The following is a 23,227-nucleotide window of genomic DNA, read 5'->3' as shown; positions in this document are numbered from 1 at the left end:
TAACTGTCTTAACTGTCTTAACTGTCTTAACTGTCTTAACTGTCTTAACTGTCTTCTAATTTATTTACCTAACTATCTGTTTAACTGTTTTATAACTAAATATGTTAAAGTATAAATTATTACTCTAATTTTATTCTGAAACATAAATGCTAACAAGATATAGCCACTACTATAAATGTTATGAATACTATTCATATATTGTTTATACGCTTAAATAAACTGTGTGAATTAGCAAAATAACACACTGTAATTTTATGGTAAAAATTAGTAAAAAATAATATAAATTTTTTTATATAATAATATGATCATTTAATTTTATGGAAAAAAATATAGTAATTTTCTGTGATATTCCTATTCTTGAAACTTTATGCAATAATGTATTCGGAAAGTTAAAACCTGCTAAATAACAAGCATATGGATTGATAATTGGATGGCGAAATAACGCAAAATACTGAAGCGGCTTATATCAGTAATACGGTACTGTCTCCTCCTTTTGAAAGCCTCAACTTTACCCTCAATGCAAGGGTTTACCTCCATTGGGCTTTGCCAGATGGGCTGACAACACGTGAGTCTACAGAAGAAGGAATAACATTTCCTAACGTTCCTAATCGTTGGGCGATCGCTTGTTTGAAAAATGGTACTTTTCAAAGCAATGGGTCGTAGAAAGCTATTATCTTTACCCCGAAGGAGAAGAACCAGAAGTAACCACCAACATTTTTCAGATTGCTAACAAAGATGAAGGGGAATACCAGCCGTTTCGCTTTCTCGGTCGTCATCAAACCATTCCAAGTCAATAGATATGCTTAAATATTCAATTCGATTGTTACTTCACTATTTCAAGTATAGGGAAGTACCTGTGTTTCACTGATTCATCCCGCATTTATGCAACGCCTAAATCCTTTCTACGGAAAAGTGTATGGACTTAAACGAGATTAAAGATAAACTCCTAAAAGACCAATCTTTTGAGAACTCTTTTACGGTCGAATTCCTCGTAAAAGATGAGTTGTTAACTATTGATTGTAGTCAACAAGGTCAAGACCAGACCTATGCTGGTCAGTTAAATCGACAGACCTCTGTGTCAACTATTCTTAAAGACATTGCTTTAGCAGCCACTATCAACTCCCCGCCTCCAACTTTAAACGGTTTAACGGTTGAAATAAAACACGTTTCAATTACCATTCATTCTAAGAAAAGGAACGTAGTCCTTGAGATAGGTTCATCTCCTGAAAAACCAAATGTTATTATTTGTTTAGGAAAAACCGAATCAGATATTGAGGGACAAAATTGGGGAACTATACTAGGCATTGAGGTGAATCTTCCCAATGCGATCGACTTGTCAGGTATTCCTTTGCTTGGCAGCATTATTAGTCCTTTAGAAATTAATAAAATTAGTTTAGTCATTGCGTCTGAACCTCTCCTTCCTATTGATCGGATTGAAAAAAAATATCCTAGATTTTTAGGAGATAACGTGAGACCGGGACTTACTCTCAATGCGAGTTTTCGCATAGGAGAAAAAGAATATACTTTTCCGATTTTGGTCAAAAATCAAGCGCCTGGAGTCTATAGCGCAGCAGCCTTAGTCAGTAACGAAAGTCAGAGTGAATTAGATATTGAAATTAAGGGCGTTATTCAAGTCAATCAACGATTTGGTTCTTTTCACTTCCTTACCCTTACTTTTGAACTCGATACGCAAGGCTCTCTCAAGCTGATTCCCGAAATCGTTGTCGATGTGTCTGGTTTTATCATAGACCTTTATAGATTGATCATTGCAATTCCCTTTAACGAACCTGAGACAAATGGGATTACTCTTGAAGGTCTTGGGGTGGCACTGAAAACAAAGACTTTAACCATTAGTGGCACCTTTTTACATACAGAGAAGGAAGCCGGGGAATTGTATGCTGGAAAAGTTTCAATTTCTCTGGCAAGCCAATATTCTCTGACAGGTTTAGGAGCCTACGCAGAACTTAATAAGGAGGGAGGTTTTGGTCTATTTATCTTTGTCTTAGTCGGTTTCCCCAAAATTCGCGTGACAAAAATAGTTGACATCAAGGGCTTAGCAGCAGGATTGGGCTATAACTTTGATTTGAAGTTGCCGGATGTTGGATTGATTCAACAATTTCCGTTTGTTGCAGCAGCAATGGGAGGTGATGTTTTTGGGTCTTCTCGACCATCGGCTGGCTTAGCAAAGCTTGACACCCGTATCATTCCCAAAGCGGATACCTACTGGCTAGCGGCGGGAATTCAATTCACGGCTTATAAGCTAATTGAAGGGTTTGGTCTGCTGACCATCAAGTGGGGAGAAGATTTAGAATTAGCTTTAATGGGAATCGCCGAGCTAAAAGTCCCTAAAACGGCCAACAACCCGATCGTTTTCGCTCAATTAGCGACGCAACTCAGTTTCTCTACAGCCACTGGACTTATGGCAGTACGGACGCGATTGACAGATGCGTCCTATATCTTTGACCCTAATTGCCGCATACATGGAGGATATTCTTTTTATCTGTGGTTTGCGGGAGAACACGCTGGGGATTTTGTGATGACCTTAGGAGGCTATCATCCTCGCTATTCCAAGCCATCTCACTATCCCAATGAAGAGCGACTTGGCTTTACTTGGCAGATAGGCTCAGCGTTAAGTCTTAAAGGGGGTATCTACTTTGCCCTAACTCCTTCAGCGATTATGGCAGGAGGAGAACTATCAGCGACCTATCGCAGTGGTGGCTTGAAGGCGTGGTTTACGGCTTACGCTAATTTCTTGCTGTCCTGGAAACCATTTCGTTACGATATTGAAGTTGGAATTAGCTTGGGGGCTTCTTATACCTTCTGGGCTTTATTTGGCTACATAACGGTTTCGGTTTCCCTCGGTGTCAGGCTTCATTTGTGGGGACCGTCCTTTGGGGGAACTGCAACCTTTAAAATTATCGGTATTTCCTTCAGCATTTCTTTTGGAGCAGACGAGCCAACAGGCTTACCCCCTATTCCTTGGTCTGAGTTTGTGGATTCTTTCTTACCCAGTCAGCCATCGAACTTACTCAGTCAGGCATCGAACGAGCCTTTAGTTGTCAGCATCCAAGTTGTCGAAGGGTTGCTTGAACATTTAAGCGAGCAAGATAATGAAGATTTAAGCGAGCAAGATAATAACGATGGCATTAACTACATTGTCGATCCCGCTTCCCTAGTTTTTGTCACTCAGACCAATATTCCGGCTAAAACAGCATTTTTTGAGAACCAACAGCTTTCAGAAAACTGGACAAATGACTTTGGGGTAGGACCTTGTGGTGCTGGGGCTGACAATTTTAACTCTGCTCACAAAATCGTTATCGAAAGTGATGACCCAAACGATCGCAACCGATTTGACCTCGAACCGATCATTACTAACTCTCCTAAAGCTTTGTGGAATCCTAATCCTACGGAGGGATGGCAACAACCCAACTTGAATAGCCCAACTTCTTTAATCCAAGATACCCTGGTTGGCTTCACGATTAAGACTAAGCCATCGCCTGGAGGACAACAAGTCGGACCTGCGGATATCTACACGTTGCAGTTTAATACTGAACGGGCAGATGCAGAATTTGAGTGGTCAGTACCTGAAATAGCACAGGATTCCTTTGCTCCCAATGGAGCAATAGAGCAGATGCAGCAAACCCTGAACAATTGTGGAGTAAAAGCTAAACGACGCAGCTTAATAGAAGCCCTGCGCCGTCAACAGCCTGAGGTTGAGGTCGAGGTGGATGTCACTCAATTGGTAAAAGATGCTGACGATTATCTTCTGGCTTCCCCCGTTCTCTGTTCGTTGGGACATTAAATTAACCTTAGTCATTATTTTTGAACTGTGAGTTTGAACCATGACTCAGTTGCCAATTACCCCCAGAATTTTACTCTCAGGCAAAATTACTTTTGTCGAACGATTTACTCCCACTCTTCAAGTCGGAAGATACACTGCTCGCTTAGAGCAGCAGATCGAGATTAACAGTTCTTCTGCTCTAGTCTCAGATGCGTCTGAAACCTACTCGACTAGCCAGACCTTTTATGTTAAGGGCGAGCGATTCGCCCTGTTACCTGAAGATATCAAAGCGGTATTTCCCCCCGATCGCACTGAGGGAGAGCATAGCGATGTCCTTCCCCACATCGTACTGACCAAAAAGAGCCTACCCTGGAAATGGACAATCGAGAATACCCCTCAAAGTCCTGATGCGAGTGGTAGCGTTCCTACTTGGCTAGCAGTATTAGTCTTTGCTGCCAACGACCCCCCACCAAACCCACGAGTTCGCAAGCTCAGTGAAATTCAGTCTCCTGAAGCGGGCGTTTGCTCTTATAAAAATTTAACCTTCCAACCCGGAGAAACTCCTGAAACCCCCGTTGTCACGATTGACATTCCCGTCGATTTATTTACAGCGATCGCCCCGACGGCGGAAGATTTATGTCACCTCGCCCATGCTCGGATCGTTGAAGTTGATAAAAAAAGCACTGATCCGGAAAACGTGTCGGGTGAATATTCAGTCGTCATTGCCAATCGGTTGCCCCAGAGTGAGCATACCGTCGCCCATCTGGTTTGTCTGGCGGGAATGAAAGATTATTTGCCAGGATCGGGGCAACAAATCCCCGCAGGCACGCAATACATCCGTTTAGTTTCTCTTAAAAGTTGGCAATTTATCGCCAAAGAAGAGAAAGCAGACTTTAAAGACCTACTAGAGAAAACTGTACAGCTCGATCAGCCCAACACGCTTTTACTGCCCTCCCAACCAATTTCCAATGGAACGGCTGAAGATAAAGCGATTGAAAATGCCCTAAAAATGGGCTACGTTGCTCTGAATCACCAGTCCCGCTTGGGAGACAAAACCGTTTCTTGGTATCGCGGACCTCTCATTCCCTATGGAAAGGAAAAAACGATTGCACTCCCCGTCCCGGCTGCCGATGCTTTAGTCCGTTACAATCCCGAAACTGGGATGTTCGATGAATCTTACGCCGCCGCTTGGCAGTTAGGGCGTTTACTAGCGTTGCAAGACCAAGAATTTGCCTTGGCACTATTCGATTGGAAACACAACACTCAAATCGATGACATCAAGCAAGCCGAACAAGAGATTATTGAGGGAGGTTTAGGTCGCTCTTTGCGTTCGCTCAATGGAAGTTCGACACGGGTTGGAGTTGGTAATCTTTTGAATTTGTTGGCACAAGCCAATACGCTATTTGATTCAACCTCCGTGGCTGGGCGCACGACGGCAACACAGCCGCCTCAACCTCTGCCCACCCTCAATTTTGAGGATCTCTTGAGTCGAGCTAAGAGAACGAGCTTTCGCACTACAGAAACGACTCCCCGCACGGAACTGCCAGAAAAGGTAAAAACTTGGTTGGGAAGGTTGCGATTACTTCACGGCGTTCCTTATCCTTATTTAGTTCCCGACGAGCGGATGTTACCTCCAGAAACATTGCGCTTCTTTCAAGTAGACCTCGACTGGATTAATTGCCTGACTGATGGTGCTTTTAGCATCGGGCGATCGACGCAAGGCAATCTAGAACAAGACCGGTCTTTGTTAGGTTATTTTCAAGAAAGTGCTGCCATTGCTGCTTACCAGGAACGCTTCCGGCGCTTGAAGCGACCCATTCCGCGAGCAGCTTCTCCTAGTAATGTGGTTTCTGGTTTTCTGTTGCATTCTGCTGTCGTTAGTCATTATCCTGGGCTAGAAGTAGAGGGCTATGATACGGAGGAGACGGGTAACGTTCCCTCCCTCAAGCTTTTACGGTTTGAGCGAATTGCTCCCAATGTTATGCTTTGCTTGTTTAACGGTTTAGTCAAACAGGTCAGAATCCACCAACCCCCAGAAGGATTGCACTTTGGCGTAGACGTTCCCGACTCTGAGCATTCTAACTATACTAAACTCCTGCGTTCTCTAGACCAAGATACTTTAGGAGAGTCCATACCCGGAAAGCGGGTAGACGTTCCTTTCCGCACAGGAAATAAACAAGTCGTCGATATTCAAGAATTGGCCACTCGCATCAAAAAAGAATTTACCTTGCCCAACTTTACCTCAGCCGAGTTGGCTTTGGAAATGGTGGACGGGGTACAACAGGTCAGTTTTTTCAATAAATAAGTAAATGGACATAAGTAAATGAAACATATCAGTAGGGGAGCCAGTGCGTTGGACGGGTTTCCCGGCTTGAAGCATCTGGCGTTGGGCATTGCCTAAAACTGTTGTTTGACAAAGGTTACAAGCTTTTGATATGCAATGCCCACCATGAGCTTAATTTTGTCCACATACTTCTTAGTCATGAGGAGCAATTGAAATGGCAAGCGATTTAGGACTGGTAATTCCGATGGATGTGGTCGCCTTATGTGTTGGCGAACCCGACCGGAACGAGAGTGTTCTCGCAGAGAAGGCAAACTTTTCCCGAGTCCCCTACTATCCCAACGAAGAGTATAACGAAGACGATATTGTTAACACAGGCCCTTATATCAGTGCCAGCGTTTTGGGGGAAACGACAACCCAACTTCCGGTCGGGATACACCTACACTGGGCTTTACCCGATGCCCTAACGGCAGGAATTCATAACGAACAAACCGGCCAGACTGATTTTCCCCTCGTTCCCAATCGCTGGTTAGTCACGCGAATAATTAGCACAAAAAGAGACAACAGTCAAGTTATTTCTCACCAATCTTGGGTAATTGAAAGCGATCATCTCAGCAAGGACGACCCCAACCCAGAAATTGACCTCTCTAAGGTAACCGTTCCCGTCTATCCCGAAGATGCAGACCTCAGTAACGGGGACTATGGTCGCCTCCAGTCATTTCGCTACTTAGGTAAAGTCTTTGACTATGAAAATTGGCGCGAAGGAACGGGACAGGAATATGTGGGCAAGGAACGCACCTATACTAATCCAAAGTTAGAAGCGACTTGTAAGCTGATTACGGCTTATCAGTTTACGGCTGTCGGCTATGGTGAGCTAACGTTTGCTTCTTTTTATCCTAACTGTTGCAATGTTTTCGGCTTTTACGATAGTGCTGAGAAAATCGCCGCAGCGGATTACGACCCAGCGAACCATCAATTAAGTTATCACGTGGTGGGCTGGTTTAGCGACGTCAACGACGATCCTCTGCGGAAGCACTCTTTTGAGCTTGCTCCGCCTCCAGAACCGATGCAGCGAACTGAGGTAGCTATAGCAGCTTATCGGGAAGCTTATGGCAAATATCTCAAGGCGAAATTAAAGCTGCAAGAAGGGGAAGCGATCGCCTATTGCGAAGCTTTAAAATGGTGCTATTCTCCCGATGGAACAAACAAACCCGGATATAGTTTATACAGTGGTATTGTCAAGGGAATTCTCTGGGATACCAGCAAAGCCTACTTCCCGCAAGACAGCCTCACGGCTGACACTCAAGTGGTTGTTGCCAACAATACCCCTGAAGCCATCTCTGCTTTATTAGCCAAGAACTTAGCCCAGCCAGCACTCGAACCTCTACTCAACGCCCTGCAAATGGGGGTTTTAGATACTCTAGAACAACCAGGTGGGCTGGCGCAAGTCAAGCACACAATTCATCGAAACCACTTTAGCGCTGATCGAGGCGGGTTAGTCTGGGAAATCGCCATCAAAGAACAAGAAATAGATAGTGATTCTCAAACCCCACAAACCGCCGTCATTATCGATGAAACCCTATCAACACTTCTGAGGGAATTAAATACTCGCCAATGGCAAGCTGATGAGCTAAACGAAGAAATTCGTTCGTTACGTCAACAAATTTATATAGATTGGCATAAATATCAATACTTCACTCGCACGGAACACTTTCTTCCAAGCGAAGGGCTATTGGCGGATTGGCTTGATAACGATGAGGATGCGATTGAAAAAGTGATAGACTTAATCGATTTCCAAATCAATGATTGGTCTGAGTACGTTGACGACCTGCGAATTGACTATCTCAACCAGAAACTAGCAACCCTAGACCGCTTGAACGGGGAAATTGCCCAGTACAAAACCAACCTGGAAACGGAATTACAAAAACCAGAATTTTCCCAGTATAAATTACAAGAAACCCCTGGTCCCGGATATTGGCAACCTAATGAACCCCTAATTTTGTTGTCGGGACCAGCCGTCGCTCCTCCACCCCGTTATGGAGAAGATGGTCGTCTGCGAGCAGATGGTTATCTTGAATGTCGCTTGACTAGCGCCATCTTATCCTTCTCTAAACCAACGCTAGCGACTCAAACCGCTTTGCCTAATTTTAGCGCGCTCGCTGCTTTAGTCGCCGAAGCAGGTGGGGTCTCTACTGCTTCCCTAGACGAGCAACAAATTCCCGCCCACGAAATTGCGATCGCTAACTGGAGCGATAATCTCTGGATTCCCATGCTTTTGAAGTGGGAGGTTGACAACCGACCCCTGACTAAACTCGAACCCGATCATCCCAATTATGACGTTGATTTTATCAAGCGAAATTATCAGCTTGACGCCGATAACCTCGATTTGATTCCCAAACACGAAAGTTATCAGTCTTCGGATACTTATGAAGGAATAACGCTCTTGTCTGCTGGAGCAACCATCGACCTCAAACAGCAAATCGACGAGTATCTAGAGTATTTACCCGACGACAGCGAGATGGAACAGCGTTTAAGGGAGCTTCAGCAACAAGTTAAGAACAGTAACCTGCTCTGCCAAAGCTTGAGTGGATTTAACCAAACCTTGATCGCCCGCGAGCAAACCTTGCAATTTCCAGTGAGCGACCCGCTTTGGGGTTTTGAAGATGACAAAGACTTTGCTCTTGATGTACGGGAGGCTGTCGATACCTGTGGTGACTTGGCAGGTCTACCCCACTCTGACTATAGCCCGATTCGCGCCGGATACCTGAGCTTGTCACGCCTGATCTTAATTGATACGTTTGGTCGGATGCTGGAGGTGGGTAACGTTAATAACCCGATTATTGCTGAAAGCTTAGTACCGAAAGTTAGAGGCTTACAGAATCGTAACTTCATCTCCCTCTCTCCGCGACTGGTTCCTCCTAGCCGACTGCTATTTCGCTGGCTTCTCGCGGAAAGCGAAAATCAAGAAATCTATAGCGAAGCCGATGGCAGTCCCGTCTGCGGTTGGATCATGTTTAACCGCCTCGACAACAGTTTAATGATATACTCTAGTCAAGCAAAGCTTTTGGGTTCGCTTAATCTAAGTGGCGATGAAAGTCGCATTATTTGGCAAACTGCTCCCGGTAACGCGGAAACTTGGGATCAATCGATTGAAACGGTACTTGCGAATGAAAACCCTTATCTGCGGGATTTTATTCTGAAAATTAACCAAAAACAAGCAGGTTTTCTCGATTCCCTCCTCCAGACAATTGACCGCACCTTAACTCTAGTATTGCCCCAAAGTGCGCGCAATGACTCTAGCGTCTCGGTCATGATTGATCGCCCCCTGGCGCTGGTACGCACCTCCCTCAAGTTAGACTTGCAAGGGTTACCACCGGTCAATCAAAGCTGGTCTGAATTTAGGCAAGTTGCCGAAAAATTGTGGGAGCTTGATGACCCTGCTTGGATCGAGCAGAGCAATGCACAAGGATGGCTTGCTCGCAGCACTGCCAATTTTGAAGCGGTTCAATTTCCCGTCCATTTGGGGAATTTAACTGACATCAATGACGGCTTGATTGGTTATTTTATCGGCAATAACTACGATCGCTTTTATGCAGCGGCGGCAGATGGTTCCCATGCAGACATCACTCCTCCTGCTCAAGACACCTTGCTCCTGTCTAGCGCTCCCCAAGACGCTAGCCAGATTTTGACGCTGTTAATCGATCCCAGAGCTAAGGTTCATGCGACCACTGCTATTTTACCCACAGAAGCGATCGCCCTGCCGACTGCTTTCTATACACAAGCTCTCAAGAGCATAGAAGCTAATTTTTTAACCGCTCCCATTCTCAGCCGTTTGACCGAACTCGCTCTCCCCATTCCCCAAGAAAATCAAAAAGAGTTGGTTTGGTCGTGGGTTGAACAAGACCATGATCGGTGGCGCACAGTTACAGACATTGCCAGAGTCGATACGCCAAAGGCTGTTTCTTACAATCCTCAAACCTTGCGAGAAGGGTGGTTGCGACTCAGCCGGATTGAGACTTCTCAATGACCGTCTTATATCAGGTTCGGTTGATTACTTATCATTCCTGAAGAACCCCACCCCTTTATCCCCTCCCCCTCCGGGTATGCCTTCGGCACGCTACGCGTTGGCGAAGCCTGCGCTTTGCGCTTACGCCAGTCGCCTACGGCGGGAAACCCGCCTGCAGCGCTGGACTCACCGCCGGCGGGGAGGGGAGCCTAAGCGCAGCTTTGGCGGGGTGGGGTGCAGTCAACGTGGGAATCATAACTAATTAGCCGAACATGATATTAAATCCAGTTTTTCAAGTTTTTCAAGGTCAATTTTGTTTATTTTCAGTTAAAAGGAGAATTCTACCATGTCTAAACCATCCCTCGATTTTACCCTCGTCAACAACTACAGCGGCGCTGAAGGAAAAGCGATTATTTATATCACCCCAGACGAAAGCAAAAATTTGCTCAAGCTGAAGGTAGAGAATGATGGCGATGAGACGGCTACTTTTACAAGCAATGGAGTTGGAATTGAGCTATTGCTAGCAAAAGTTCTTCCGGATGACATTATTCCTAACATACAAATTACTTGTCCGAGTCATTGGACAGCAACTTATAGCAGTAGCAATAAAGCTTGGCAACTCAAACCCTCTCAAGAAATTCCTTTATCTTCGGGAAGAACCATTGAGTTTAGTTTAAGTAAGGTTGCTTTTCCAGAAACCGTGCAACCCAGTACCGAAACCTTAAAACTGACCTACAAGATTAAAGAGGAAAGAAGGAGTAAGCAAAAAAGCTTGCCCGTGCAACTGTGCAAACTTCCTAATACTCCTGGACTTCCTTTCTTAAATAACTCTGTCAATTGTAATTTTCAGAAACTTGACGATTGGAACGTTAGTGACGATGGGACTCAGTTGTTAGTGCCAGAGAAGGCAGATGACGTGGTTTACATTAATGAAACCAATGATTCTATCATCAAAACTCGCTTGAAGTTTTATCTAGCTAATGAGGTAGCTGAAGCTATTGCTAAAGGAAGTAATACTAAACTTCAACTTTCTTTTCAAGGAGGAGATGATGCCAGGGATTTAGCAAGTATTGGTGATGGATTGACAGATAACACAGATTTAGCCGATATCGAGCTGAAATTTGTCTCAAGCTCTGCTAACAATCGTTGGGAAGTGACCAAATCTCCGGCGGGAGGAGTTCCCATCTGGACTTTAACTCCGAAAGGCAGCAACGTTTTAAATAAAAATGAAACGGTTTATTTTGTGCTTGAGGATATTAAGGGGAATAGTATAGCAGGCGTTAGTAAGATGTACCTGAGCTATTTCGATATTCCCAATTACAAAGACGGCTACTTTGCCACTACGATTGAAAAAGAACAACCTTACACTCAAATCATTGAGTTTAAGGTAAGTAATCAAAATCTTTTGGCTAAACAGCCAATCACTTTTAGCTGGAAGGTATTTGCAGCTTCTAAGATAGAACTTCGGGCTGATAAAGGAGAACTCAACTCACATCCAATTGATGTCTCATCTAAAACTGAACACGAGCTGATACCTCCCTACAGCAAGCTGATACCTCCCTACAGTGATACGGAAATGAATATTACTTATTCTCTGAAGGCCTACCAGTACGACAAGAGCCGACAACCAGAATTCAATGAACTGTCGGTAAAAGTCAAATCGCTCTATGAAACGTTAGGAACGCTAATTAAACAGCATTCCCTGTTTCAAACATCTCTTAAGGTTAATAACTTTCATACTATAGGTCCAAATATCAGTCGTCAGTGGACACACACGCTAGAATTCCTTGATAGTGGCGAAGTAAAGCACCGATTAGAGCAGTCAGATACAAGCGCGAAAAATGAAGTACTTCAACGAATAGAAGGTTTCCACCTGTACCCTTCGTGGAGCATAATTAAGCCGAGCGAAAACTCAGCAACTCCAAGTACATATATTTTAGAGACAGGAGAGTTGGTAACGAATATATACTACTTTAGCGAAGAGTACATTGACTTCATTTCAACAGGGTTTGAGAATGAACGGTATAAAAAACTTTTTTCAAGCAGATCCTGGTCGTCCCCTATAATATTTGTAGAGCGCTATGAAGTTGAATATGTTGAATATCCAAACTTGTCTTTAAAAATTCTTTCTCCGTTCGATGAGGAGTGGGATGAGGATAGGTATAAATGGGGGGGAAATATTTTATTTTGGTCAGAGATAACCATATTCAAGCTTGACAATGACGATGTACGATGGGCTGGCCTATGGTTAAACCAATGGGACAACAACAGTTATGAATTATTAACCACTGAATATGAGAAATTTTATCAAGATGATAGCTACTGTCACTTGACACCGGAAACGAGCAGTTAATGGTAGTGAAACCCAACATCATGCTCAGATTTTGGGTTTCGTTCCTCAACCCAACAGTCGCCACGAATGCGATCGCTGATTAACTGCATTTGCTTTGCGGTTGGGACACATTTGCTCATTTTCCAATTCAACTTGCATTTGTGTCCCATAAGGTTTTGTGAGTGGAACGGTACAGCTGGCGATCGCTCCATTCCGCCAGCGCCTTAAGCGCCTCAAAAAACGCCGTTCGACTTTTCGTTCCAAATGCAGGCGATCGCAAAGGCGAATATGACAATCAAGGAATATTTCAGGCACTTGGAAGCCAACTTGAGAAGGCTCAGCGTCCCTTTGCGTTTACCTCTGTGTTCCTCTGCGTTTAAAAACATTGAAATTCCCCCCATCGCGTAAGTAGGTCGGTGTAAATAATTAAAGGTATGTAGTAAGCGCTTTAGCGCTAAAGCGCTTACTACGAACTAGTTTTCAAGCTTTACTTTTCTTTACATAGTTTGATTTTTTCTCACCTACTTACTTATGAGTGTAAAATCATCAATCAGAATAATCACTCCCAGAACCATACTTCCAAGCGTCAACTAAGCGATTCCAATAGTATTTGGGTACATTAGGCAAATTTTTCATCCACGGTTCTAGCATTTGACTAAGCCAAAATAAAATAGAATAAATCCCTAAATTTCCGTAATGCACCATCCAATCGAGTAAAGTTCCTAAACCGACTTGTGGAATCACTTTGGCAACTAATCCTGGATGTGTTAAGCCAGTTTTTATCAGAGTTTGCGTTAGTGCTGGAAACTGCACCACATCTTGCAAAAATGGTTTGAGTACAGGTTCACCGAGTTGTTGCATTTGTTGAAACACCGCAGACAACAGTTGGTTAATTTGATTTGGATCAATTTCTTGATTTAGATCAACACTCATTGCTTTTTGGAATAGCCAAGTCACAGCTAAACTCGGTTGATATGGTTGCAGTAGTGCTAGTGCTTTTGTAGATAACTGATCTGTTTGCAACGCCTCGTGAACACCAAATGTTAAACGCTGCAAGTGACGCACCATCGCGCCAAAACCACCAAAACTTAAGGGAGATTGACTCCCACTGCTATCTCCTACAGGTAAAATGCGACTCCAAGGTGTCTTCAGCGGATGACGATACGAGGGAAAAAACCCAAACAGCGCTCGTTTAAATGTCAGTTGGTTTAACTCCACGCCTTGATATTCGCTCATCAAGCGCAGATAATCCTCGAAAAGAGCTTCTAAACCCAAGCGTTGCGGATGGGTATCCATGTAAGTAAACATATAAGTCGTTCTGCCATCCCTTGCTGGAAAAGCTTCCCAAAAGTACTGGCACTGATTTTGCACGGGTGTGAATGATAACAATAAGTCGCCTGTATCGTTTTCCGAAAAACCTTGAGCACAAGTTCCCACAACTAAACAAAGCGCGTCTGGTTTTTGTCCCTGACGTGCTTGTCGTGTTATGGGAGAAAGATGTCCCATTGCATCAATTAACAATCTGGTTTTGAATTGGTTTACCATCACTCCATCAGGATGAACAACTGCTTCTGTAAATGGAGTGTTTTCAAACAACTTTCCGCCAGATGCAAGAAATCGCTGCTTTAAAGTTTCCAGCAAATAAACTGGATCGACACCAATATTGAGAACATCGCTTACCCAAACTTCTGCACCACCAAAAAAGCTGACTCTTGCAGGATTGTATTTTGTGGCGATCGCCTGCTCTAATTCTGCATCACTCAGTAAATTTAATTCCAAAAAAACTTGTAATTCTTTGCGGGAAATATTCCATTCTTGTTCTCTCCCACGCAAAATACCCCGTTCCATTAACGCGACTCGCACTCCCTTCACAGCCAAGGCGCAACCAAGTAAAATCCCTAATGTCCCGCCGCAAATCACAACGTCCCAATCTACACTACCTAAAGGTTGCTGAGTTTCTTTCACTACCATTGGCACTGATGCGGTACCTTCTTTAAGTGATGCTAAGAGGCGATCGCTTTGACGCAACCCTCCCAAAACATCGCCTGGTAATTGCGAAAGAACATTTTCAGTTAGGGACATGACGGTAAATTCTACGAGAGTAATTATTTTTAATTTTGAATGGTACTGATGAAAGTTCCTTGGTAAAATCAATACTAAATTTTAATAACTTGTGTATCAAGGTAGATGTATCGAATGTCAATAAGTATTTTCTCGAATAGGGAGTTATGAACGATATCAAACAGAGTTTACCTTGTTTTTCAAGATATGCAAAACTTGCTTCTATCCAGACTTTTATTGTTTTTTACACAAGCTTAACATAAATCTTCTTAATTTAAAGATATTGTAAATAGCCTCTGTGCTGTTGCCGATAGAAAAAAAAATGATTATGTTGGTATAAGTTTTAGCTTAGTAGTAGAAAATTACTGAAAATCAATAAAAGCACTGAAACAGCTAGTATGCTGTAACATTTTTTATGAGAATCGCCTTTATACTAGGACCATTTCCTGTATTATCTGAGACATTCATTCTCAACCAGATAACAGGTTTGCTTGTGCGTGGACATGAAGTTCACATTTATGGCTGTAAGCCTGATGATACTTCTAAGGTTCATCCTGATGTGGAAAAATATCAACTTCTTGACCGTACCTACTACATACCCGAAATTCCCAAAAATTACTTCTTGCGCTTTCTCAAAGGGTTAGCATTCATATCTACCAATTTTCATCAAGCACCTTTGGTTTTACTGCAATCTCTTAACTTTTTCAAGTATGGAAAACGAGCCGCTTCCATGAGGTTGCTTTACTCAGTCATACCTTTATTAAAGTCTCAACCATACGATATTATTCACTGTCAATTTGGGATGTATGGCATCGAAGGGATGATTTTACGAGATGTTGGTGCCATCAAAGGAAAATTGATAACTTCGTTTCGAGGTTATGATATCAGCTGGTATGTGAAAGCTTGCGGAGAAAATGTGTATGATGACTTATTTGTCAAAGGAGATTTCTTTCTAGCCAATTGTGAGTTTTTTAGACAGCGAGCCATTAAGTTAGGTTGTGACGAAAAAAAAATTGTCGTTCACGGTTCTGGAATAGATTGTAGTCGGTTTACCTATAAGCCACGTTATCCCCATCCTGATGGCATTCGCATTGTAACAACAGGGCGTCTGGTTGAAAAGAAAGGCATAGAATATGCTATTCGTGCCGTTGCAAAAGTGGCAAGACTTCACCAGAATATTCAGTACAATATCATAGGTGATGGACATTTGAAAGAACAGTTGCAGCAGGTGATTTCGGAACTCAATGTTGCTGATCAAGTCAAGCTGCTTGGCTGGAAAAACCAGAAAGAAATTATTGAAATTCTGGATAAGGCTCATCTATTTATCGCCCCAAGTGTAACCGCTGAAGATGGAAATCAAGACGCTCCTGTCAACACGTTAAAAGAAGCGATGGCGATGGGTTTACCAGTTATAGGAACTCTACACGGTGGTATTCCTGAATTGGTAGAAGATGGTATCTCTGGTTTTCTTGTTCCAGAACGTGATGTAGATGCAATAGCCGAAAAGGTAGATTATTTCATTGAGCATCCAGAAGTCTGGGAACAAATGGGCAGATCAGGTCGTGTTTATGTAGAAGAACATTACGATATAAACAGACTTAACGATGAGTTAGTAGAAATTTATCAGCAACTCGTGAGCACTGATTCACAGTTATACAACCAATTACCAAAAGCATCAGTACCTTCAGAATACATAAGTTTGTCGTAGTACATAGTGCTACTATAAAAGAAATGGGTGCTTTCATTTGCTGCAATTTTCAAATACATACAATCGTTTCAGATTAGCAGAGGATTTGGAGATGAATTTACCAGGAATTGCAGAAGCCCAAGTTACGATTGTTGTGGTTCCACGGGAGCGTTTCAGTTACACTCGTGAATCTCTTGAAAGTATCTACGAGTATACAAAGTATCCTTTTAATTTAATTTACGTAGATGGTGGTTCACCCTCTCATATCAGGGATTATCTGGTAGCTCAAGCTACTGATAAAAAATTTCAACTGATTCGCGCTGAGCATTACCTCTCCCCAAATAGAGCCAGAAACCTGGGTTTACAACAAGTTAAGAGCAAATATGTTGTTTTCATCGATAACGATGTTGTCGTTACCCCAGGCTGGCTAGAAGCAATGGTGGAGTGTGCTGACAAAACAGGAGCCGCTGTAATCAGTCCCCTTATCTGTCAGTACCTTCCACTACATACGGAAGTCCATTGTGCAGGTGGAGAATCTGGGGTGAGAGTGGAAACCAAAGGTGAGACAACAAGACGGCGAATAATTGAGAAAATTTATAAACAAGGTCGCCAGGTAGCAGACGTGCGTCCCCAGCTACAACGCCAGCAAACCGGGCTAGCAGAATTCCACTGCATGATGGTACGCACAGAGATATTTGAGAAAATTGGTTTTTTGGATGAAGCACTGCTGAACACGAAAGAACACGTCGATTTGTGTATGCTGGTAACTGAAGCTGGCGGTTCTATTTATCTTGAACCAGAATCTCTGGTGACTTATGTGCCAGGACCACCACTTGAGTGGACAGATATACACTATTATATGCTGCGTTGGAGCGATGCCTGGGAACTGGCTAGCCTGAAACGCTTGCGGGACAAGTGGAACCTCACCGAAGACGAGTACTTTCAAAACAAGTACAAGCGTTTAGGATGGCGGCGAGACATGACAATTGTCAGTCCTCTGACTCGTAAAGTTCCTTTTGGCAAAATTGGCGATCGCTTAGCAGGGAAAATACTGCGTCACATGGACAAGGCGCTAAACCGCTATCTAACAACCCGCTATGCTAAGAGACATTTGCACAATGTACAAAATCCGCGATCGCCACAATTGGTGAATGCAATCACAGCAACTTCCGAGAGTTGAGATTTATGGCGTTGCATCTATGCATGATTATTTTTCTTTCAATCTCACGCATAGATACAAAGATTTCTAGTGCGCCTTTGTCTACGCGTGAGGTGACTATAGCAGTTCTTAATTAGACAAGATTGCATTCATTCCAAAAAAAAGAATAATTAACCACAGATGGACACAGATGGACACAGATGGAATCAAACAGATGCAATCTTGTCTATATGAATGCACTACAACCTTTTTCTTGTGGGGTGGGCTTCTAGCCCGCCCGGACGCGCAGGATGTCCATCGCACAAAAATCCACAACTGTATTTTATTCAATTGAAAACCGCTATCAACATAAAGCACTATTTTGCAGGGTAAGAAATTTTGAAGCACAATAAAGTCCTCAAATCTCAACCGCCTGCTGAAGTTGTTTATACACCAGAAAGTCAGCTGAGGCGTCCTCGTGAATTGTTCCAACAAATGTGGCGAGACTTGCTGGCTTCTCGCGAACTTGCTTGGCGATTAATGGTACGGGATATCAGCGCCCAGTATCGTCAATCATTTTTAGGGGTAGCCTGGGCTTTTTTACCACCAATTGTTATGGCTACTGGATTCACCCTGGCGAATGATGCCAATGTTATCAATATTGGGGCAACAGATATCCCTTATCCAGCTTATGTTATGTTCAGTACAGCACTGTGGCAGACATTTGTAGAAGCCTTGAATGGTCCAGTGCAAGCTGTGACAGTGGCAAAACCGATGCTAGCCAGAGTCAACTTTCCCCGAGAAGCACTGATTTTGGCAAAGGTAGGAGAAGTCTTTTTTAACTTTGCCATCAAGCTGATTTTGATAGCCGCATTATATATCTGGTTTCACATTCCTGTTACTTGGACAGTGATTTTAGTGCCAGTGGCATTAATTCACTTAGTTATTCTAGGAACATTTTTCGGTGTTTTATTAGCTCCGTTAGGAATTTTATATCAAGATGTCTCTAGAGGAATAACTTTAGTGACAGGATTTTGGCTATTCTTGACTCCAGTCGTTTATCCAGTTCCCAGCGCAGGAAGTTTTGGGTTTTTAGTCAAGCTTAATCCCGTCACTCCTTTACTCGTAACAGCGCGAGAGTTAGCAACAACAGGAGTTGTATCAGATCCTTTAAGATTTTGGGTAGTGAGTGGGCTTTCCTTTGTTGGTTTACTACTAACTTGGATTGTATTTCGTCTTGCTATGCCTTTCGTTGTTGAAAGAGTGAGTTCTTAATAATGACTAATTTGATAAAAAAAGAAATTTCTCTCAGTTCTGAGGATACTGAAGTTGTCATTTCAATAGAGAATGTTTCTAAAAAGTTTTGTAGAAATTTAAAACGCTCTTTATTTTACGGAATTCAGGATATCGCCACCGAATTGGTAGGAGGAAGGAGAAAAAGTGATACTCTCAGAACAAAAGAATTTTGGGCGCTCAAAGATGTTAGCTTTCAACTACGACGAGGAGAAGCGCTAGGCTTAGTTGGTTCAAATGGAGCTGGAAAAAGTACACTGCTTCGCATCATTAGTGGTTTGATCAAGCCAGATACTGGTTCTGTAAAAGTTAGGGGTAGGGTAGCTCCATTAATTGCTTTGGGTGCAGGGTTTAATCCTATCTTAACAGGAAGAGAAAATATTTATGCAAATATGTCAGTGCTAGGGCTATCAACTAAAGAAATCGAAGAGAGATTTCAAGATGTGATAGAGTTTGCCGGCATTGCAGATGCAATTGATGCTCCCGTACAAACTTATAGTTCTGGTATGGCTGCACGACTAGGTTTTGCCTGTGCAGTTTACATAGAACCAGATATTTTACTTATTGATGAAGTGCTAGCTGTGGGTGACATTTCTTTTAGAATGAAGTGTTACCAAAGATTAGCAAAACTGCGGGAAAATGGAACAGCTTTTATCTTAGTTTCTCACAATCCTCATGTCGTCTTAAATGTCTGTGAATCTTCTATTTATTTACAAAAAGGGAAGTTGATTACCTCTGGCGAGACAGAAGCAGTGATTCGTAAATATGAAGAAGACTTGAGTCTGGGAGGAACAGACGCACCTCTGGGAGTGATGTATTTGCCAGAGAAACCAAAGAGTGAGAGTCTGGGTGTTGACGTGGTTTCCCTTTACTTCAAAGATGAGCAAGGAAATCTACTTGCTACCCCTTTTTGTGGTGAACCAGCTTATTTGTGCATAGAATGCAAAGCACATAAAACAATTGATCATGCAAATATAGGTGTCTTAATCACAGCTTTATCCGGACAAAATGAGCGGATTTTATACATAACTTCCGGAAGTGATAATGAACTGCTCGAAATACTTCCTGGGGAAGTTGAGATACAAATGCAAATGCCTTACTGTTGCTTACTACCGGGTTTCTACAGCGCCAAAATATACATAAAAGAGGGCATCTGCTCTTTTGATATTGTTGAATCTTTTAGATTTGCAGTCAAGGCAAGTAAGGTGACAAGCCAATCGTTATTTTATCAGCCCCGAAAATGGAAAGTCGTCAATAACCCCACCCTAAAGAGGGATGGGGCTTGTAAGAAGTAAGTCTTACGTGTTTGACTAGCCCTTATTAGCCTAACTTTGATACACACACCCGCATACTTCCCCAGTGCGGATTCACTGTAAGCCTTCTTATTAAGGCGTTGGGCAAGCCAAGACATTCTAAGTTAGGTGGGCGAGGGGACATCAACTCTGTAACAGGAGAACAACTAATGCGAATTCCGGTAGTTTCAAAAGATGGCAAGCCACTCATGCCAACAACTCCTAGTCGTGCAAGAAAATGGCTTAAAGAAGGAAAAGCAATTCCCGGATGGTCAAAACTCGGCTTGTTTTATGTGCAATTAACCGTTGAACCGAGCGACACAAAAACACAGCCGATTGCTGTTGGGTTAGACCCTGGCAAGCTTTACTCAGGTATCGGAGTTCAATCTACTAAATGGACGCTGTTGATGTTGCATCTGATTTTGCCATTCAAAACAGTCAAAGACCGAATGGAACAAAGAGCGATGATGCGGCGTGGACGTAGAGGACGACGGATTGATCGTAAATTACCATACAATCAACGTGCCCATCGCCAAACTAGATTTGACAACCGCAAACAAAGAAAGGTACCTCCTAGTATTCGCTCAAACAAAACACTTGAATTGCGGATACTAAAAGAAATAGACAAGCTTTACCCAGTTCAAAGTGTTATCGTTGAGCGTGTTATGGCACGAGGTGATAAAGGCTTTAGCCCTGTTATGGTTGGTCAATTATGGTTGCTTGATCAAATAGAAAAACAGTTACGCATTACGCCATCAACCATACAAGGATGGGAGACATCCAATTTACGCAAGCAATTAAAACTACCAAAAGACAAACAAGACAAATCACGCCAAACACCAGAAACTCATGCCATTGACGGTATCACGATTGCCGCTAGCAGATGGGTAAAGTACGGAATAACATCAGCAAATAGCATGGGTTGGAAAGGACAAATTAGCATTACTTCTTCCCAGTTTGTTGTCGTCAAACGTCCTCCTGTCTCACGTCGCCAGCTTCACTTAATGGTTCCAGCTAAGGGTGGGGTCAGGCGCAAATATGGTGGCACTGTAACCCGTCATGGATTCCGGAAAGGTGATTACGTTGAGGCAACCCAGGGAAGTAAAACTTATCGCGGTTGGGTGAGCGGGGACACTGAGAAACAAGTTTCAGTAAGTGATGCGTCCTGGAAGCGTCTTGGACAATTCACAGTTAAGAAAGTCCGATTGATACAGCGAAGCACGGGGTTAATCGTGCTGTCAACAAAGGACTTTGTCAAACTTAATGGCATCGAGCCATCAAGTTTGACCCGAACAACCTCGCCCACCAAGATCCGCTGAAGGTGGGGTCTCTCGTGGAAAAACGATGAATAAGTAAGCCTAAGCTAAGAAATTGATGCAGATATAAAGCATTTGCTTCCAACTTAGCTTATTCCCCACGTTGTTTAGAACTCAGGAATAAAGATATGCCACCTCTTGTTTCGGTGATTATACCTTGCTTTAATGCAGAAAGATGGATAGCAGAAGCAATTGATAGCTGCTTGCAACAAACCTATCCGAACATTGAAATTGTTGTCATTGATGATGGTTCAACTGACAATTCTTGGGAAATTATCAAAACATTTGAAAAAAAAATAATTTGCGAAAGTTTGCCTCATAAAGGGGGAAATCACGCCAGAAACAGAGCTTTTGCTCTATCTAGCGGGAAATATATCCAGTTTTTGGATGCTGATGACTATATATTACCAGAAAAAATCGAAAGGCAAGTGCATTTTCTAGAGGCAACTGGAGCAGATGTTGTTTATGGTGATTGGAGACACAAACATCATTTGCCTGATGGCACAAGTTTTCTAGATACAGTACAGATTCCTGGAACACAAATAGATATACTTGAGTCTCTACTTGCCAATTGGTGGACTGCTGTAGCTTCTTTACTATATAAGAGAACTGTTGTTGAAAAGAGTGGTGGTTGGGATGAAAGGTTGCCTGCTGCACAGGATAGAGATTTCTTTTTATCAGTCGCCATGAATGGTGCCAAAGTTGTCTATCAACCTGGGTGTTATTCTGTATACAGACGATATGGCAATGTCACAGTCTCTAGTAGCTCTAGGCCCCGTTGGATAGAAAGCCACTGTGCAGTCTTAGAAAAGGCAGAAAAAAAACTGATACAAATGAACCAACTTACGATGAGGTATCGGTATGCCTTAGCTAAATCTTATTTTCAACTGGCTAGAGATTCTTTGTTGATTGACAACTACTCACAATACATACGATTGTTAGAAGAAGCTTTAATTCTGTTTCCAGATTTTAAGCGAAACTCTCAAAGACCATTTTATCGTCTTGTCCAAAGAATTTGTGGCTTTCGTCTTGCTGAAAGAATTGCTTGTCGTATACTGTTGGTCCAAAAGTTCTTCAATTCAATAATAGATAACCTTGTTAGCCCGGAAAAAAAATATATATAACACTCTAGGATGTGCGATCGCAATCTTACTATAGGCATAATACAATAGTTCACATTGCAGGTAAGACTGTTCACCAACCGAGCCCGTCATGGAGGAGGATTGACCGAACCAATTCGGACAACGCAAGAGGTGAATAGCCCCTGGGAGCCTAATTCTGGTACAGACTTCCGGATGCTTCCCATAAGGGAGGATTTATCTCTAAGCTTGATTGGTAAGGGCGTTGGGTAATGCCCTTACGGGTGCGCCAGTTGCCTAGGTCGGGAGACCCTCCTTCAGCACTGGTCTCACCAAGCTATCTTGGATTAGGTGGGCGAGGGGACTAACTACGGGTTTTGCTGGTTCCTGGGATTATATCCATTTAAAAACCAGCATTCAAATGTAAAGCCGTGCTAAAAGCACGGGGCAAGAGACCCATAATTTTCGATGAATCGTGGAAAAATAGTTGCAATTATTACAGGTGCAATTTCCATACTTTTGGCAATTGCCTACCTTCTCCTTGTGCAACTGCTGGACTTTCGGGGCGAAATGAAACCTGCCCCTATCAGTCAGTTGTCACACCAGTCATTAGTAGTTGCGTACAGTTTACCAGAAAATGGGCAAGCAGTCGTAGAAAAAATCTACTAATTCAAGCGAAAAGCATCCAAAGACGCAACAAGTTGCGTCTCTGCTTTTTTCTATCGAACTACTATAGATAGAAAACAATAGTTACTATTAGTTTTCAAAAGTATAAGAATTTATTAGAGTAAACATCTATTAATTATTTAGCTTACTTATTCCCTTTTGTTGTGATAAACGGTAATCTATGATCTAAGAAGCTTAAATAAAAATTAATTTTTCAATTCGCATATCTGCGTGATTTGAAGCAACGGTTGTTAGTTGACAACCGCATTCCGTTATGCTGCAAATTCAGAGGACA

At 42.8% G+C, this 23,227-nt stretch carries 15 protein-coding genes; 13 read left to right on the top strand and 2 right to left on the bottom strand.

Translation table 11 applies throughout. The features are described 5' to 3' along the window. Positions 1-426 precede the first annotated feature (426 nt). From ACM0OZ_RS26620 to ACM0OZ_RS26600, 5 genes are all read left to right on the top strand, one after another. On the top strand, positions 427-663 hold the full coding sequence (locus tag ACM0OZ_RS26620; protein WP_414585835.1) for a hypothetical protein: 237 nt from the start codon (positions 427-429) through the stop codon (positions 661-663). A 253-nt stretch (positions 664-916) separates the two neighbouring features. Then, the gene (locus ACM0OZ_RS26615; protein WP_414585834.1) at positions 917-3,802 is read left to right on the top strand and encodes a DUF6603 domain-containing protein; all 2,886 of its coding nucleotides are present in this window, start codon (positions 917-919) and stop codon (positions 3,800-3,802) included. Between the two features lie 40 nt (positions 3,803-3,842). Next, positions 3,843-6,086, top strand: coding sequence for a hypothetical protein (locus ACM0OZ_RS26610; protein WP_414585833.1), 2,244 nt, complete (start codon positions 3,843-3,845; stop codon positions 6,084-6,086). 193 nt (positions 6,087-6,279) lie between these two features. Beyond that, positions 6,280-10,089, top strand: a complete 3,810-nt coding sequence (locus ACM0OZ_RS26605) for a hypothetical protein (RefSeq protein WP_414585832.1) — start codon at positions 6,280-6,282, stop codon at positions 10,087-10,089. A 325-nt stretch (positions 10,090-10,414) separates the two neighbouring features. Beyond that, positions 10,415-12,421, top strand: a complete 2,007-nt coding sequence (locus tag ACM0OZ_RS26600; RefSeq protein ID WP_414585831.1) for a hypothetical protein — start codon at positions 10,415-10,417, stop codon at positions 12,419-12,421. Between the two features lie 45 nt (positions 12,422-12,466). Here ACM0OZ_RS26600 and ACM0OZ_RS26595 read toward each other — a convergent pair whose 3' ends face one another. Then, a complete protein-coding gene (locus tag ACM0OZ_RS26595; protein ID WP_414585830.1) occupies positions 12,467-12,715 on the bottom strand; it encodes a hypothetical protein in 249 nt (82 codons plus the stop codon). Between the two features lie 231 nt (positions 12,716-12,946). Next, positions 12,947-14,482, bottom strand: a complete 1,536-nt coding sequence (locus ACM0OZ_RS26590) for an FAD-binding oxidoreductase (RefSeq protein ID WP_414585829.1) — start codon at positions 14,480-14,482, stop codon at positions 12,947-12,949. 394 nt (positions 14,483-14,876) lie between these two features. Between ACM0OZ_RS26590 and ACM0OZ_RS26585 the strand changes: the two genes are divergently transcribed. The 8 genes from ACM0OZ_RS26585 (at position 14,877) to ACM0OZ_RS26550 (ending at position 22,935) form a co-directional block, all read left to right on the top strand. Next, positions 14,877-16,169, top strand: a complete 1,293-nt coding sequence (locus ACM0OZ_RS26585; RefSeq protein WP_414585827.1) for a glycosyltransferase — start codon at positions 14,877-14,879, stop codon at positions 16,167-16,169. 91 nt (positions 16,170-16,260) lie between these two features. After that, the gene (locus tag ACM0OZ_RS26580; RefSeq protein ID WP_414585826.1) at positions 16,261-17,328 is read left to right on the top strand and encodes a glycosyltransferase family 2 protein; all 1,068 of its coding nucleotides are present in this window, start codon (positions 16,261-16,263) and stop codon (positions 17,326-17,328) included. 357 nt (positions 17,329-17,685) lie between these two features. After that, positions 17,686-18,561 carry an ABC transporter permease gene (locus ACM0OZ_RS26575; RefSeq protein WP_414585825.1) on the top strand — a complete coding sequence of 292 codons (876 nt, stop codon included), beginning with the start codon at positions 17,686-17,688 and terminating at the stop codon, positions 18,559-18,561. 2 nt (positions 18,562-18,563) lie between these two features. Next, entirely contained in the window at positions 18,564-19,874 is a 1,311-nt protein-coding gene (locus ACM0OZ_RS26570) for an ABC transporter ATP-binding protein (protein WP_414585823.1), read from the top strand. A 167-nt stretch (positions 19,875-20,041) separates the two neighbouring features. Then, entirely contained in the window at positions 20,042-21,190 is a 1,149-nt protein-coding gene (locus ACM0OZ_RS26565; protein WP_414585822.1) for an RRXRR domain-containing protein, read from the top strand. A gap of 125 nt (positions 21,191-21,315) precedes the next feature. Beyond that, a complete protein-coding gene (locus ACM0OZ_RS26560) occupies positions 21,316-22,311 on the top strand; it encodes a glycosyltransferase family 2 protein (protein WP_414585821.1) in 996 nt (331 codons plus the stop codon). Between the two features lie 99 nt (positions 22,312-22,410). After that, positions 22,411-22,539, top strand: coding sequence for a hypothetical protein (locus ACM0OZ_RS26555; RefSeq protein WP_414585820.1), 129 nt, complete (start codon positions 22,411-22,413; stop codon positions 22,537-22,539). 195 nt (positions 22,540-22,734) lie between these two features. Beyond that, the gene (locus tag ACM0OZ_RS26550) at positions 22,735-22,935 is read left to right on the top strand and encodes a hypothetical protein (protein ID WP_414585819.1); all 201 of its coding nucleotides are present in this window, start codon (positions 22,735-22,737) and stop codon (positions 22,933-22,935) included. Positions 22,936-23,227 lie beyond the last annotated feature (292 nt).

It is taken from the genome of Scytonema sp. PCC 10023 (assembly GCF_963920835.1).
In the GTDB taxonomy this organism is placed as follows: Bacteria; Cyanobacteriota; Cyanobacteriia; order Cyanobacteriales; family Nostocaceae; genus Kalymmatonema.
Note: the sequence above shows the minus strand (reverse complement) of the source record. Positions and strands in the feature narration are given on the sequence as shown.

What these genes read in the sequence shown, in the direction of transcription:
- ACM0OZ_RS26615 (WP_414585834.1), top strand. Translation starts at nt 917, where the DNA reads ATGGACTTAAACGAGATTAAAGATAAACTCCTAAAAGACCAATCTTTT.
- ACM0OZ_RS26610 (WP_414585833.1), top strand. Translation starts at nt 3,843, where the DNA reads ATGACTCAGTTGCCAATTACCCCCAGAATTTTACTCTCAGGCAAAATT.
- ACM0OZ_RS26605 (WP_414585832.1), top strand. Translation starts at nt 6,280, where the DNA reads ATGGCAAGCGATTTAGGACTGGTAATTCCGATGGATGTGGTCGCCTTA.
- ACM0OZ_RS26600 (WP_414585831.1), top strand. Translation starts at nt 10,415, where the DNA reads ATGTCTAAACCATCCCTCGATTTTACCCTCGTCAACAACTACAGCGGC.
- ACM0OZ_RS26590 (WP_414585829.1), bottom strand. Translation starts at nt 14,482, where the DNA reads ATGTCCCTAACTGAAAATGTTCTTTCGCAATTACCAGGCGATGTTTTG.
- ACM0OZ_RS26585 (WP_414585827.1), top strand. Translation starts at nt 14,877, where the DNA reads ATGAGAATCGCCTTTATACTAGGACCATTTCCTGTATTATCTGAGACA.
- ACM0OZ_RS26580 (WP_414585826.1), top strand. Translation starts at nt 16,261, where the DNA reads ATGAATTTACCAGGAATTGCAGAAGCCCAAGTTACGATTGTTGTGGTT.
- ACM0OZ_RS26570 (WP_414585823.1), top strand. Translation starts at nt 18,564, where the DNA reads ATGACTAATTTGATAAAAAAAGAAATTTCTCTCAGTTCTGAGGATACT.
- ACM0OZ_RS26565 (WP_414585822.1), top strand. Translation starts at nt 20,042, where the DNA reads ATGCGAATTCCGGTAGTTTCAAAAGATGGCAAGCCACTCATGCCAACA.
- ACM0OZ_RS26560 (WP_414585821.1), top strand. Translation starts at nt 21,316, where the DNA reads ATGCCACCTCTTGTTTCGGTGATTATACCTTGCTTTAATGCAGAAAGA.
- ACM0OZ_RS26550 (WP_414585819.1), top strand. Translation starts at nt 22,735, where the DNA reads ATGAATCGTGGAAAAATAGTTGCAATTATTACAGGTGCAATTTCCATA.